The organism is Streptomyces sp. ISL-12, assembly GCF_018614415.1.
In the GTDB taxonomy this organism is placed as follows: Bacteria; Actinomycetota; Actinomycetes; order Streptomycetales; family Streptomycetaceae; genus Streptomyces.
In genome coordinates this window covers 99,888-113,450 of record NZ_JAGGOO010000078.1, presented here as the reverse complement: position 1 = coordinate 113,450, position 13,563 = coordinate 99,888, and the positions used below count along the sequence as shown (strand labels likewise).

11 protein-coding genes are annotated in these 13,563 nt (G+C 74.2%); 1 reads left to right on the top strand and 10 read right to left on the bottom strand.

What is annotated here, in order from left to right:
- Window positions 1–50 precede the first annotated feature (50 nt).
- The gene (locus tag J7I94_RS22010) at window positions 51–1,199 is read right to left on the bottom strand and encodes a carbohydrate kinase family protein (protein WP_374198408.1); all 1,149 of its coding nucleotides are present in this window, start codon (window positions 1,197–1,199) and stop codon (window positions 51–53) included.
- A 611-nt stretch (window positions 1,200–1,810) separates the two neighbouring features.
- Between J7I94_RS22010 and J7I94_RS22005 the strand changes: the two genes are divergently transcribed.
- Window positions 1,811–3,136, top strand: coding sequence for an MFS transporter (locus tag J7I94_RS22005; RefSeq protein ID WP_215169121.1), 1,326 nt, complete (start codon window positions 1,811–1,813; stop codon window positions 3,134–3,136).
- Window positions 3,137–3,149: 13 nt separating this feature from the next.
- Here the strand turns inward: J7I94_RS22005 and J7I94_RS22000 are convergent, their stop codons facing one another.
- The 9 genes from J7I94_RS22000 to hrcA all read right to left on the bottom strand — a co-directional run bounded on the left by J7I94_RS22000 (window position 3,150) and on the right by hrcA (window position 13,501).
- On the bottom strand, window positions 3,150–4,142 hold the full coding sequence (locus J7I94_RS22000; RefSeq protein WP_215169120.1) for an adenosine deaminase: 993 nt from the start codon (window positions 4,140–4,142) through the stop codon (window positions 3,150–3,152).
- A 20-nt stretch (window positions 4,143–4,162) separates the two neighbouring features.
- Window positions 4,163–5,068 carry a ribonuclease Z gene (locus J7I94_RS21995; RefSeq protein ID WP_215169119.1) on the bottom strand — a complete coding sequence of 302 codons (906 nt, stop codon included), beginning with the start codon at window positions 5,066–5,068 and terminating at the stop codon, window positions 4,163–4,165.
- A 3-nt stretch (window positions 5,069–5,071) separates the two neighbouring features.
- A complete protein-coding gene (locus tag J7I94_RS21990) occupies window positions 5,072–5,425 on the bottom strand; it encodes a histidine triad nucleotide-binding protein (RefSeq protein ID WP_215169118.1) in 354 nt (117 codons plus the stop codon).
- Between the two features lie 79 nt (window positions 5,426–5,504).
- On the bottom strand, window positions 5,505–8,741 hold the full coding sequence (locus tag J7I94_RS21985) for a S41 family peptidase (protein ID WP_215169117.1): 3,237 nt from the start codon (window positions 8,739–8,741) through the stop codon (window positions 5,505–5,507).
- 45 nt (window positions 8,742–8,786) lie between these two features.
- A complete protein-coding gene (locus J7I94_RS21980) occupies window positions 8,787–9,314 on the bottom strand; it encodes a hypothetical protein (protein WP_215169116.1) in 528 nt (175 codons plus the stop codon).
- Window positions 9,315–9,385: 71 nt separating this feature from the next.
- The gene (locus J7I94_RS21975; RefSeq protein ID WP_215169114.1) at window positions 9,386–10,129 is read right to left on the bottom strand and encodes a 16S rRNA (uracil(1498)-N(3))-methyltransferase; all 744 of its coding nucleotides are present in this window, start codon (window positions 10,127–10,129) and stop codon (window positions 9,386–9,388) included.
- Entirely contained in the window at window positions 10,126–11,211 is a 1,086-nt protein-coding gene (locus J7I94_RS21970; RefSeq protein WP_215169112.1) for a nitronate monooxygenase, read from the bottom strand. Before J7I94_RS21970 ends, J7I94_RS21975 begins: the two co-directional genes overlap by 4 nt.
- Before the next feature lie 136 nt (window positions 11,212–11,347).
- On the bottom strand, window positions 11,348–12,484 hold the full coding sequence (gene dnaJ / locus J7I94_RS21965; protein WP_215169111.1) for a molecular chaperone DnaJ: 1,137 nt from the start codon (window positions 12,482–12,484) through the stop codon (window positions 11,348–11,350).
- Window positions 12,485–13,501, bottom strand: a complete 1,017-nt coding sequence (gene hrcA, locus J7I94_RS21960) for a heat-inducible transcriptional repressor HrcA (protein ID WP_215169109.1) — start codon at window positions 13,499–13,501, stop codon at window positions 12,485–12,487.
- Window positions 13,502–13,563: the final 62 nt, after the last annotated feature.

The window sequence follows — 13,563 nt, the reverse complement described above, 5'->3', positions numbered from 1 at the left end:
GTTTTCGTATCACCGTGGTCCGCCCCCTCCGGTCCGCTCACGGCAGTTGCTCACTGCGGTGTGCGGAAGCCGATCGTGGGGACCGCGCGGCGCAGCGGCCACGGGCGGGCCGCGTGGCAGGGGCCGCCGTCGGGCACGAGGTCGGCCAGGAAGGCGTACCGGGACAGGGCCGCCGGGTCCTGGTCGTCGACCGACCGCACCTCGCGCCACCAGGCGCCGACCTCGGACCAGCCGGGCGCGGACAGGGAGCCGCCGAACTCCTGGACGGAGAGGGCGGCGGTCAGCCCGGCGAAGGCGAGGCGGTCGGCGAGCGGCCAGCCGGCCAGGGTGCCGGTGACGAACCCGGCGACGAAGACGTCCCCGGCGCCGGTCGGGTCGAGGGCCTCCACGGCGATGGCGGGGACCTCGGCGGTCTCTCCCGTGCGCCGGTCCACCGCGTAGGCGCCCTCCGCGCCGAGGGTGACGACGGCCAGCGGTACGTGCTCGGTGAGGGCGTGGGCGGCGGCGCGCGGGCAGTCGGTGCCGGTGTAGCGCATCGCCTCCTCGGCGTTGGGCAGGAACGCCTCGCAGTGCGCCAGGTCGGGCAGGGCGGCCAGGTCCCAGGCGCCGGTGTCGTCCCAGCCGACGTCGGCGAAGACGCGGGTGCCGTGCGCGGCGGCGCGGGCGATCCAGGGGGCGCGGACGCCGGGGGTGAGGGAGGCGACGGCGCCGCGCGCGCGTGGGGGGCAGCCGGGGGCGGGCTGTTCCTCGGCGGGGGCCTCGTGGCCGTGGGAGACCATCGTGCGTTCCCCCTCGTACGCCATGGAGACCGTCACCGGCGAGTGCCAGCCGGGGACGGTGCGGGAGGGGGACAGGTCGATGCCCTCGCCCTGTTCGAGGGCGTCCCAGCAGTAGTCGCCGTAGTGGTCGTCGCCGAAGGCCGCGGCGAGCGAGGTGCGCAGGCCGAGGCGGGCCAGGGCGGTGGCCATGTTGGCGACGCCGCCGGGACTCGATCCCATCCCGCGGGCCCAGGACTCGGTGCCGCGCACCGGGGCGGAGTCGAGGCCGGTGAAGATGATGTCGAGGAAGACGGTGCCGGTGAGGTAGACGTCGACGGGCGGGTCGCCGGGGGCGCGCAGGGCGGCCAGCGGGTCGGCCGACGGGCCGGCGCCCGGGTGACGGTGGTGCCCCTCTCCGAAGGGCGCGATGGAGGCGGTCACGTGTGCGCTCCCTGACGTGGTGCGGATGCAGGCCAGTGTGCACCACGGCACCGACGGTCCGTCGGCCGTCGCGCCGGGCGCCGGGGCGGATCGGTGCGCGTACCGCGCGAGGTGCAGGGCGGGCACCGGTCGACCCCTGGTGGTGTCCGGGGTTCCGTCGACCGCTGGATGCCGGGTGCGTCGGCCGGGCCCTGGCTTCCTCTCCTGTCACACGGGCGCGGTGACCGCCGAGGCCACGCCGGCGTCCTCGGCATCGTCGGCTTCGCGCCGCGCTACGACAACCCCGTCCAGGACGCGATCAGTTGCTCGGTGCCGTGGCCCGGCTGACGCCGCGCACGAGCGGCGGATCGTCGCGGTGACGCGGGAGATCCGGGCGAAAGCGGAGGTGCCCGTTCCGGGCGGGAACGGGTCGGCCGACCCGCGGCAGCGCCAACTGCTACCCGGCTTCCCGGTATGCAAACCATACAGTGACCTAGATCACATCATCTGGTTTCGCTCGCGCCTGCCCGCGCTTGATACAAATTGCCCGCGCGCCTGTCAATCAAAGGTCGCAGTCTCTCCTTTCTTTGCACTTCCCTGACCGCTTCCTTTCGCATGCCTTGGGAACGCCCGTGTTCGCCCGCACCACCCCCTGGCCCCTCGTCGCCCTTTTCACGGCCGGGTACCTCGCCCCGTACCTGCTGCCCACCACCGTCGGCAGACTGGACGCCGGGCTCCCCCTGACCGCCACCCAGGCCGGTGCCGTCGGCAGCGCGCTGCTGCTCAGCTCGGCGTCGGCCGGATTCCTGCTCGCCTCCCGCGTGGAGCGGGCCGGCGCCCGGACCCTGGCCCGGCTGGGCCTCGCCCTGGCCGCGCTCGGCTACGGCGCCGCCGCGCTCACCGCCTCCGTACCGGGCGTCGTGGCCGGCGCGGTCGTGGGCGGGTTCGGGTCGGGTACGGCGACGACGGTCGCCGCCACCCGGATCGCCGCCGAGAAGGACCCCCACCGGGCGTCCACGCTCGGCCTGTTGTCCGTCTCCGCGCTGGCCGCCGCCGTCTACCTGACCGTCCCGCACCTCGGGTCCGGCCACGGGCTGCCGCTGGCCGCCATAGCGCTGACCGCGCTCGCCGTGTGGCCGCTGACCGGCCGGCTGCCCGGCCCGACCCGGGACGTGACGGCCGGTCACGAGCGGGCCCCGCTCCCCCGCCGCCGCTCCGGACTGGTCCTCGCCGGCGCGATGGTGTGCTGGTCGCTCGCGCAGAACTCCCTGTGGGGCGTGAGCAGCCGGATCGGCCTGGAACAGGCGCACCTCGGCGAGGCCGCGCTCGGCGCGGTCCTCGCGGCGGCGCTGGGCGCGGGACTGGTCGGGGTGCTGACCGCCGGGGCGCTCGGCGCCCGGCTGGGGCGCGCGGTGCCGGTGGGCGCCGGGACGGTGCTGATCGCCGGGTGCATCGCGCTGACCGCGTCCGCGACCGGGCCCGTCTCCTTCACGGCCGGGGAGATCGTCTGGAACACCCTCTACCCGGTGGTGCTGTCCTATCTGATCGGCCTCGCCGCCTCGCTCGATCCGCGCGGCCGGTGGGCGGTGCTCATCGGCTCGGCGTCCTCGCTGGGCACCTCGGCCGGGCCGCTGACCGGCAGTGTGCTGGCCGCGCAGGCCGGGTTCGCGGGCATGGGCGTGGTCCTCGGCGCCGGACTGCTGCTGATCGCCGTGCCGATGACGGCCGTGGCCCTGCACACCGGCGGGCGTCCGCTGCTGCCCGGCGCGGTCCGCCGGCGCGGCGGTCACGCGGCCGCCGTGGTCGCCGCGACCACCGGCACGCCGAGCGGGGCGGTGCCGGAGGTCGGGGCGCCGGAGCAGCCGGTCGTGGAGATCCCGGTGGACGGCGCGGCCGTTCCCGTCCGGCGGGCCTACGGCACGGCGGGGCCCCGCCAGCAGGGGCCCTCGGCCGGGTGAACTGCCGGGTGAGCTAGGGGAAGACGTACGCCTCCACCTCGGCGAGGTACGTGGCCCGCAGCTCCTCGTCGTCCTCCAGGAAGGAGGCGAGGAAGGAGTTGCGGGCCAGTTCGCGCAGGCGGTCCTCACCGAGGCCCAGCGTGTCCCGTACGGCGTCGAAGTTGTCGCCCGCGTAGCCGCCGAAGTAGGCGGGGTCGTCGGAGTTGACCGTGCACAGCAGCCCGGCGTCGAGCAGGGCGGGCAGCGGGTGGTCGGCGAGGGTTTCGACGGTGCGCAGCCGGACGTTGGACAGGGGGCACAGGGTCAGCGGGACGCGGTCGCGCACCAGCCGTTCGACGAGTGCCGGGTCCTCGGCGCAGCGCAGGCCGTGGTCGATCCGCTCGACGCCGAGCACGTCCAGGGACTCGGTGATGTAGGCCGGCGGGCCCTCCTCGCCGGCGTGCGCGACCCGGCGCAGCCCGAGGGCCGCGGCCTCGGCGTAGACCTCGCGGAACTTGGCCGGCGGGTGCCCGACCTCGGCGGAGTCCAGGCCGATGCCGGTGATGCGGTCCAGGTAGGGGCGGGCGGCGGTCAGCGTCTCCAGGGCCGCGTCGGCGGGCTGGTCGCGCAGGAAGCACAGGATCAGCCGGGTGGAGACGCCGTGGTTCTCCCGGCTGCGGCCGAGCGCCCGCCACAGCCCCTCGACGACGGTGCCGAGCGCGACGCCCCGGGCGGTGTGCGCCTGCGGGTCGAAGAAGATCTCCGCGTGCCGCACGCCCTGCGCGGCGGCGCGGGCCAGGTAGGCGTTGGCGAGGTCCTCGAAGTCCCGCTCGGTGCGCAGGACCGCCATCAGCTCGTAGTACAGGTTCAGGAAGGACTGGAGGTCGGCGAAGCGGTACGCCTCGCGCAGGGCCTCGGTGTCCGGGTAACGCAGGGCGACACCGTTGCGGGCGGCCAGCTCGAAGGCCAGCTCCGGCTCCAGGGTGCCTTCGATGTGCAGGTGCAGTTCAGCTTTGGGCAGGGGCATCACAGAATGGTACGGGGACTTTACCGACGTTTCGGAACCGGCACCCGCAGCAGGTCACGGGCCACGGTCAGCTCGCCCTCGTATCCGGCGGCCCGTGCCTGCCGCTCGAACTCCTCCGGCTCGGAGTAACGCTGGCTGAAGTGGGTGAGGACGAGGTGGCGCACCCCGGCGTCGCGGGCCACGCGGGCCGCCTGCCCGGCGGTGAGGTGGCCGTGCTCGACGGCGAGGGTCTCGTCCTCGTCGAGGAAGGTCGACTCGATGACCAGCAGGTCGCAGCCGTCGGCGAGCGCGTAGACGCCGTCGCAGAGGCGGGTGTCCATGACGAACGCGAAGCGCTGGCCGCGGCGGGGTTCGCTGACGTCGTCGAGCGAGACGCCGTTCAGTACGCCCTCGCGCTGGAGGCGGCCGACGTCCGGTCCCTGGATGCCGTGCGCGGCGAGGCGGTCGGGCAGCATGCGGCGGCCGTCGGGCTCGGTGAGGCGGTAGCCGTAGGACTCGACGGGGTGCGAGAGGCGGTGGGCGTCGAGGGTGTAGGCGGGGGTGCGGGCCAGGACCCCGTCCGTGTCGACCGGGGCCTCGGTGAGGGCGACCGTCTCGCGGTAGGCGGTGGCGTAGCGGAGGCGGTCGAGGAAGCGCTGCCCGGAGCGGGGGTAGTGGGCGGTGACCTCGTGCGGGACGCGGTCGAGGTTGACGCGCTGGATCACACCGGCCAGGCCCAGGCTGTGGTCGCCGTGGAAGTGGGTGACGCAGATCCGGTTCAGGTCGTGGGCGGCGACCCCGGCGCGCACCATCTGGCGCTGGGTGCCCTCGCCGGGGTCGAACAGGATGCCGTCGCTGTCCCAGCGCAGGAAGTAGCCGTTGTGATTGCGGTGGCGGGTCGGGACCTGGCTGGCGGTGCCGAGGACGACGAGTTCGCGTACGGACAAGGCTTATCCGGGGGGCCACTGGAGGCCACGGCCGCCGAGGACGTGGGCGTGCGTGTGCCAGACGGTCTGTCCGGCGCCGGCACCGGTGTTGAAGACGATGCGGTAGCTGTCGAGTTTCTCGTCGTCGGCGACGGCCTGGGTCTCGCGCAGGACGTCGGCGGCGAGTTCCGGGGCGCCGGCGGCGAGGGCGGCGGCGTCCTTGTAGTGGGCCTTGGGGATCACCAGGACGTGCGTGGGGGCCTGGGGATTGATGTCGCGGAAGGCGACGGTCGTCTCCGTCTCGCGGACGATGGTCGCGGGGATATGGCCGGCGGCGATCTTGCAGAAGAGGCAGTCTTCCTGGGGGTCCCCTGGCATGTGCGGGTGCTCCTTCGGGCGGGTCAGGTGGTGATCGTAAGCGTATCGTCGCCGGGTGCGGACACCCCCTAGGTGCCCCCTAGGAGGGCAGGCCCGGGGGCGTCTTCGCCGGTACCGTCTCCAGAGCCTCGAGTGCCAGTCGTACCGCCTCGTCCAACTGGGGGTCCCGGCCCGCCGCGTGGTCCTGCGGGCGTTGCTCCACCTCCACGTCCGGATCGACGCCGTGGTTCTCCACGCCCCACTCGTAGCCCTCCAGCCAGAAGGCGTACTTCGGCTGGGTGACCAGTGTGCCGTCGACCAGCTGGTAGCGGCTGTCGATGCCGATGACGCCGCCCCAGGTGCGGGTGCCGACGACGGGGCCGAGGCCGAGGGCCTTGATCGCGGCGTTGACGATGTCGCCGTCGGAGCCGGAGAACTCGTTGGCGACGGCGACGACCGGGCCGCGCGGGGCGTCCTGCGGATAGCTGTAGGGCCGCATGCCGCGCGGCACGCCCCAGCCGACGATCCGGCGGGCCAGTTTCTCGACGACGAGCTGGGAGGTGTGGCCACCGCGGTTCTCCCGGACGTCGACGACCAGGCCCTCGCGGGCGACCTCGACGGCCAGGTCGCGGTGGATCTGGGCCCAGCCGGGGGCCTGCATGTCGGGGACGTGGAGGTAGCCGAGCCGGCCGCCGGACAGTTCGTGGACGCGGGCCCGGCGGTCGGCGACCCAGGCGTGGTAGCGCAGGGGTTCCTCGTCGGCGACGGGGACGACCACGACGTGCCGGGCCTCGCCGCCGCCGGCGGGCAGGACGGTCAGCTCGACCGGGGTGCCCGCCGTGCCGACGAGGAGCGGGCCGGGGCCGGTGACCGGGTCGACGGGGCGGCCGGAGACGGCGACGATCGCGTCCCCGGCGCGTACCGCGACGCCGGGTGCGGCGAGCGGGGAGCGGGCGTGCGGGTCGGAGGTCTCCGAGGGCAGCACGTGGTCGACGCGCCAGGTGCCGTCCTCGTGGCGGGAGAGGTCGGCGCCGAGCAGGCCCTGCCGGGCGCCGTGGCCGTGGCCGCCGCGCGGGACGACGTAGGCGTGCGAGGTGCCCAGCTCGCCCTGCACCTCCCAGAGGAGGTCGACCAGGTCGTCGTGGGTGGCGACGCGGTCGAGGACGGGGCGGTAGCGGTCCAGTACGCCGTCCCAGTCGACGCCGCTCATGTCGGGCCGCCAGAAGTGGTCCCGCATGACGCGGCCGGTCTCCTCGTACATCTGCCGCCACTCGGCCGCCGGGTCGACGGTCCCCAGGACGCGGGAGAGGTCGACGGTGATGTTGGTGTCGCTGTCGTCGTCGTTGGAGGCGCGGCGGTCGCTGGGGACGACCTTGAGGCGGCCGTCGGTCCACAGCAGGACGCGTTTGCCGTCGCCGCTGACGGTGAAGCGGTCGGCGTCCGAGGCCAGGTGCTCGACGCGCTGCTGGGCGAGGTCGTAGCGCTCCAGCTCGGTCCCCGGGTCGGGGTCCTCGGGGGTGGCCCGGGAGGCGCCGAGGACGCCGGTGACCGGGTGGCGCAGCCACAGCACGCCGTCCTTGGCGGCGCGCAGGCCGGAGTAGCGGGCGGCCTCGACCGGGAAGGGCACGATCCGGTCGGCGAGTCCTTCGAGGTCGACGCGGGTGGTGGGGGCGCCCTCGCTGTCGGGGGTGCCCTCCTTGTCGGAGGTCTCGAAGGGGCGGCCGTGGCGCTGCGGGCCGAACGGCGACGGCGTGGTCGCGGCCAGCGTGATCAGGTGCGGGCGGGTGCCCTCGACGAAGCCCAGGTCGAAGACGTGCTCGTCGTAGACCGGGTCGAAGGAGCGGGTGGAGAGGAACGCCAGGTGCTTGCCGTCGAGGGTGAAGGCGGGGGCGTAGTCCTGGAAACGCAGCGGGGTCGCCTCGGTGACCGTGAGGTCGGTGGTGTTGGCGAGCTTGAGCTGGGACAGGGGGCGGGGCCCGGGGTGGGACCAGGCCAGCCAGGCGGAGTCCGGCGAGAAGACCAGGCCCCGGGCGTCGCCGTCCTCGCTGCGGTCGACCTCGCGGACCTCGCCGGTGGCCCGCTCGACGAGCAGGACCCGGCCGTCGTGGGAGGCGACGGCGGCCTTGCTGCCGTCGGGGGCCATCGCGAGGCCGAGGACGCGGCCGAGCCGTCCGGCGGCGAGGCGGCGCGGGGTGGCGCCGGGCAGCAGGCCGGTGGCGGGCGCGAACTCCAGGGCGTCCTCGCCCTCGGCGTCGGTCACCCACACCGCCCACTGCTCGCCGTCGGCGCGGAAGGCGCGCGGCAGCCGGGCCCGGACACCGGGAGTCGCGGCGAGGGCGCGGGCGGGGCCGGAGCGGTGGGTGACCCAGTGCACGCCGCCGCGCACGGCGACGGCGCTGCCGCGCCCGGTGTGGTCGGGGGAGGCGGAGCCGAACCAGCGGGCGGCGTTGACCGGGTAGGGCTGGAGGTCGACGCGCGGGCCGCCGAGCCGTACGTCGAGGCGGCGGGGTTCGGCGCCGTCCAGGTCGTCCAGCGTCCACAGCTCACCGGCGCTGGAGTAGACGACGCGGGTGCCGTCGGTGGCCGCGTGCCGGGCGTAGAAGCCCCCGAGGGGGGTGTGGCGGCGCAGGTCGGTGCCGTCGGCGAGGGAGGAGTACACCGCGCCGGTGCCCTCGTGGTCGGAGAGGAACGCGAGCCTCCCCCAGTCTCGGCTGCGCTCGACCGGGGGGACCCCCATCCCGACCCAGAAGGGGTACTCGATGTTGCCGTCCAGACCGGCGTGGAGCCGTACGAACTCCCCGTCGTCCTCGGCGTCGATCCACAGCTTGCCCGCCGTACCGCCCCGGTACCGCTTCCACCAGGCGGCCTCGCGGCCCATCGGCGCGGACAGCAGCACGGTGTGCGGGCCGAACGCGACGTCACCGACGGGGCCGTAGGGCAGGGTCTCGGCGGGGCCGCCGTCCAGCGGGACCGCGCGGGCCCAGGTGCGGCGCAGGCTGGCCTGGCCGTAGGTGCTGATGGCCAGTACCCGGCCGTCCGGCAGCCAGCCGCAGACCTGCGTCCTGAAGCTGCCCCAGTACGTCAGGCGCCGGGACGGGCCGCCGTCGACCGGCGCGACGTGCACCTCGGGGGCACCGTCCCGGGTGGAGGTCCAGGCGACCGTGGTGCCGTCGGGCGAGATGCGCGGCTGGGTGACGGGGGTGTTGTCGGCGCTGACCCGCCAGGCGCGTCCCCCGTCGAGGGGCGCGAGCCACACGTCGTCCTCGGCGGTGAAGGCGGTCAACTCACCGTGTGGATGCGGGAACCGGAGGTAGGCAGCAGCTGCGGACTGAGTCACCCCCTCACCCTAAGCAGCGGCGGCGGCGCGGGACAGGGGTTTGGATCACTTGCCCTCGGGCCAGCACTGGGGGCGGGTCTGGCAGTAGACGGTCTTGGTGACGGTCACGGTGACGGTGGGCCCCGGTCCGTTCCGCGTCGGGTCGCTGTTCACCGGCGGGGTGGGGGTGGCGTCGCAGTCGCCCAGCCCGCTGACCCGGAACCGCTCCTTGCCGTCGACCTTGGCGGTGAGTTCGCCGCGCACGCAGGAGCCCTCGACGACGCGGGTGACGTGGCCGTCGACGGTGATGTCCTTGCCGTCGTCGGTCTGCCCCTCGCAGTCGACCTCCGCCACGGTCCGCTCCCCCGCGGAGGGGCTCGCACCGCCGTCGTAGGACGCGTTGCAGGTGATCCACCGCACGCCCGTGTCCCGCCGCTCCAGTTCGCGGGTGACCGTCTCGTCGGTGGTGTACGCCACCGACGCGGAACTCACACCGGCGGGATCGCAGGCCACGACGGAGCCGACGACCACGACGGCCAGTACGGCGGCCGGCACCCCGCGCCGCCCGAGCCGAAGACGCCTCAAAACCCCCATGCGGGCAGACTGCCACCGACGGGGGCGGGGCGGTAGGGCGCATACGGACACTCCGCACCACCCCGGCGCGGTCAGCCCCAGCGACCCGTGCGGCCCAGGAGCAGGGCGGCGGCGGCGGTTCCCGCGGTCGAGGTGCGCAGGACGGTGGGGCCGAGGACGTACGGCCGGGCGCCCGCCTCCTGGAAGAGCGCCAACTCCTCGCGGGAGACGCCGCCTTCGGGGCCGACGACGAGCACGATGTCGCCCTCGGCGGGGAGTTCGGCGCCGGCCAGCGGTTCCGTTCCGGTCTCGTGGAGTACGGCGGCGAAGTCGGCGTCGGCCAGAAGTGAGGCAACCCGCTTGGCCGTCGCCGCGTCCGCGACCTCGGGGAAGCGGACCCGGCGGGACTGCTTGCCGGCCTCCCGGGCGGTGGCCCGCCACTTCGCGAGCGCCTTGAGGCCCCGGTCGCCCTTCCACTGTGTGACGCACCGGGACGCCGCCCAGGGCACGATCGCGTCGACGCCGACCTCGGTCATCGTCTCGACGGCCAACTCCCCCCGGTCGCCCTTGGGGAGGGCCTGTACGACGGTGATACGGGGCTGGGGCGCGGGCTCCTCGACCACGGCGTGCAGCCCCATGACGACCAGCCGGTCCTTGCCCTCGGCGGCCTTGACGACGCCCTCGGCCCAGTGGCCGTGCCCGTCGGTGAGGACGACGTCCTCGCCGGGCCGCAGCCGCTTCACGGAGACGGCGTGCCGTCCCTCGGGTCCGTCGAGGACGTACTCCCCGCCGGGCAGGTCGTCGAGGGAGTCGGCCACGAACACCGGTGCCGTCATCGGTCCGCACCTCCGGTGGTGTAGTGCGACAACGCCGCCCCGGCGGCGGTGAGTTCGGACACGAGCACCTCCATGAGCTGCCCGGCGGGCAGGTCGCGGGCCATCCGGTGGCCCTGCCCCGCCCACAGGGCCAGGCCCTGCGGGTCGCCCGCCCGCGCGGCCGCCTTGCGCAGCGGCGCGGTGAGGTGGTGGACGTCCGGGTAGGCGGCGGGGGCGTAGGGGCCGTGCTCGCGCAGGAAGCGGTTGGCCAGGCCGCGGGCGGGGCGTCCGGAGAAGGCGCGGGTCAGCTGGGTGCGGACGAACAGGGGGTTGGTCAGCGCGGCCTTGTGCAGGGCGTGCGCGCCGGACTCGGCGGTGGCGAGGAAGGCGGTGCCGAGCTGGGCCGCGCTCGCACCGGCCGCGAGGACGGCGGCGATCTGGCCGCCGCGCATCAGACCGCCGGCGGCTATGACCGGAAGGTTCACCGCCTCGCGTACCTGGGCGACCAGCGACAGCACCCCGATGCCGGAGCCGTCCGTCTCCGGGGCGTCCCGGTGCGTGCCCTGGTGGCCGCCGGCCTCGACGCCCTGCGCGATCACCGCGTCGGCGCCGGCCTCCTCGACGGCCCGGGCCTCGTCGGCGGTGGTGGCGGTGACCACGGCGAAGGTGCCGACGCGGTGCAGGGCGTCGACCACCTCACGGCCGGGGACGCCGAAGTGGAACGACACCACCGGCACGGGGTTGTCGAGCAGTACGGCGAGCTTGGTCTCGTAGCCGTCGTCCCGGCCGCTGTCCGGGTCGCCGAGTTCCGTCTCGTACCAGGCGGCCTCGCCGGCCAGCTGGTGGGCGTAGACGCCGATGGCCGCGGGGTCGGCCGTCTCCGGCTGCGGCAGGAAGAGGTTCACGCCGAACGGGCGGCTCGTCAGACTCCGCAGCTGCTTGATCTCCTGGTACATCCCGTCGGGCGTCTTGTACCCGGCGGCCAGGAAGCCGAGCCCGCCCGCCTCGCAGACGGCGGCGGCCAGCCGGGGCACGGAGACGCCGCCCGCCATGGGAGCCTGCACGATCGGGTACGGGAAGAGATCGGTCAGCGCGGAGGACATGACCGCATCGTGCCATGTCCTCCGGGCAGGACCGAATCCGACCTTCCGTGCCCCGGCCGGGCTCCGCTCACCGTCGTACGGACGTGCGCCGGCGCCCGTCGAACGCGTCCTTCGACCGCGAGAACGACCCGTCCGCTCAGCGGCCGTTGAAGGCGTCCTTCAGCCGGGAGAACAGCCCCTGCTGACCCGGCTGGAACTGCCCCTGGGGCCGCTCCTCGCCGCGCAGCTTGGCCAGTTCGCGCAGCAGGCGCTCCTGGTCGGGGTCGAGCTTGGTCGGCGTCTGGACCTCGACGTGCACGATGAGGTCGCCCCGGCCGCCGCCGCGCAGGTGGGTCACGCCGCGGCCGTGCAGCGGGATCGACTGGCCGGACTGGGTACCGGGCCGGATGTCGACCTCCTCCAGGCCGTCCAGCGTCTCCAGCGGCACCTTGGTGCCGAGGGCCGCCGCCGTCATCGGGAGGGTGACCGTGCAGTGCAGGTCGTCGCCCCGGCGCTGGAACTGCGAGTGCGGCAGCTCGTGGATCTCGACGTACAGGTCGCCGGCCGGGCCGCCGCCGGGGCCGACCTCGCCCTCGCCCGCGAGCTGGATCCGCGTGCCGTTGTCGACACCGGCCGGGATCTTCACCGTCAGCGTGCGGCGGGAGCGGATGCGGCCGTCGCCCGCGCACTCGGGGCACGGCGTCGGCACGACCGTGCCGAAGCCCTGGCACTGGGGGCAGGGCCGGGAGGTCATGACCTGGCCCAGGAAGGACCGGGTGACCTGCGAGACCTCACCGCGCCCGCGACACATGTCACAGGTCTGCGCAGAGGTGCCGGGGGCCGCGCCCTCGCCGTTGCAGGTGTTGCAGACGACGGCCGTGTCGACCTGGATGTCCTTGGTCGTACCGAAGGCGGCCTCGTCCAGCTCCACCTCGATACGGATCATCGCGTCCTGGCCGCGGCGGGTGCGCGAACGGGGTCCCCGCTGCGACGCCGTGCCGAAGAACGCGTCCATGATGTCCGAGAAGTTCCCGAAGCCGCCCGCGCCGAACCCGCCGGCGCCGGCGCCGCCGCTCTGCGACAGGGGGTCGCCGCCGAGGTCGTAGACCTGCTTCTTCTGCGGGTCCGACAGCACCTCGTAGGCGGCGTTGATCTCCTTGAACCGCTCCTGGGTCTTCGGATCGGGGTTGACGTCCGGGTGCAGCTCGCGGGCGAGCCTCCGGAACGCCTTCTTGATCTCGTCCTGGGACGCGTCGCGGCGCACGCCGAGTACGGCGTAGTAGTCCGTGGCCACTTATGACTCCGCCAGGATCTGTCCGACGTACCGTGCCACTGCGCGTACCGCTCCCATCGTTCCCGGGTAGTCCATGCGGGTCGGTCCGACCACGCCGAGCTTGGCAACCGCCTCGCCGCCCGAACCGTAGCCCACCGACACGACGGACGTGGAGTTGAGTCCTTCATGGGCGTTCTCATGACCGATCCGTACGGTCACGCCCGGATCCTTCGCCTCGCCGAGCAGCTTGAGGAGCACGACCTGCTCCTCCAGCGCCTCCAGCACCGGCCGGATCGTGAGGGGGAAGTCATGGCCGAAGCGGGTGAGGTTGGCGGTGCCGCCGATCATCAGCCGCTCCTCGTTCTCCTCGACCAGCGTCTCCAGCAGCGTGGAGAGCACTGTGGCGACCGTACCGCGCTCCTCCGCCTCGAAGGCGTCGGGGAGGTCCTCGACCAGTGTCGGCACGTCCGTGAACCGGCGCCCCGCGACCCGGCTGTTGAGCCGCGCCCGCAGATCCGCCACCGAGGTCTCGCCGAACGGCGACGGGCAGTCGACCATGCGCTGCTCGACCCGCCCGGTGTCCGTGATCAGCACCAGCATCAGGCGCGCGGGCGCGAGCGAGAGCAGCTCCACGTGCCGCACGGTCGAGCGGGTCAGCGACGGGTACTGCACCACGGCGACCTGCCGGGTCAGCTGCGCCAGCAGCCGCACCGTGCGGGCCACCACGTCGTCGAGGTCGACGGCGCCCTCCAGGAAGTTCTGGATCGCGCGCCGCTCGGGGGCGGTCATGGGCTTGACCCCGGCGAGCTTGTCGACGAAGAGCCGGTAGCCCTTGTCGGTGGGGATGCGCCCGGCGCTGGTGTGCGGCTGGGCGATGAACCCCTCCTCCTCCAGCGCCGCCATGTCGTTGCGCACGGTCGCCGGGGAGACGCCGAGGCTGTGCCGCTCGGTGAGGGCCTTGGAGCCGACGGGCTCCTCGGTGCCGACGTAGTCCTGGACGATGGCGCGCAGCACTTGCAGCCTTCGTTCACTGAGCATCGCGCACACCTCCCGGTCTCGTCCGGTCACTTCTGCCCTGGCACTCACCGCGTGCGAGTGCC

What these genes read in the sequence shown, in the direction of transcription:
- J7I94_RS22000 (WP_215169120.1), bottom strand. Translation starts at nt 4,142, where the DNA reads ATGCCCCTGCCCAAAGCTGAACTGCACCTGCACATCGAAGGCACCCTG.
- J7I94_RS21990 (WP_215169118.1), bottom strand. Translation starts at nt 5,425, where the DNA reads ATGCCAGGGGACCCCCAGGAAGACTGCCTCTTCTGCAAGATCGCCGCC.
- J7I94_RS21980 (WP_215169116.1), bottom strand. Translation starts at nt 9,314, where the DNA reads ATGGGGGTTTTGAGGCGTCTTCGGCTCGGGCGGCGCGGGGTGCCGGCC.
- J7I94_RS21975 (WP_215169114.1), bottom strand. Translation starts at nt 10,129, where the DNA reads ATGACGGCACCGGTGTTCGTGGCCGACTCCCTCGACGACCTGCCCGGC.
- J7I94_RS21970 (WP_215169112.1), bottom strand. Translation starts at nt 11,211, where the DNA reads ATGTCCTCCGCGCTGACCGATCTCTTCCCGTACCCGATCGTGCAGGCT.
- hrcA (WP_215169109.1), bottom strand. Translation starts at nt 13,501, where the DNA reads ATGCTCAGTGAACGAAGGCTGCAAGTGCTGCGCGCCATCGTCCAGGAC.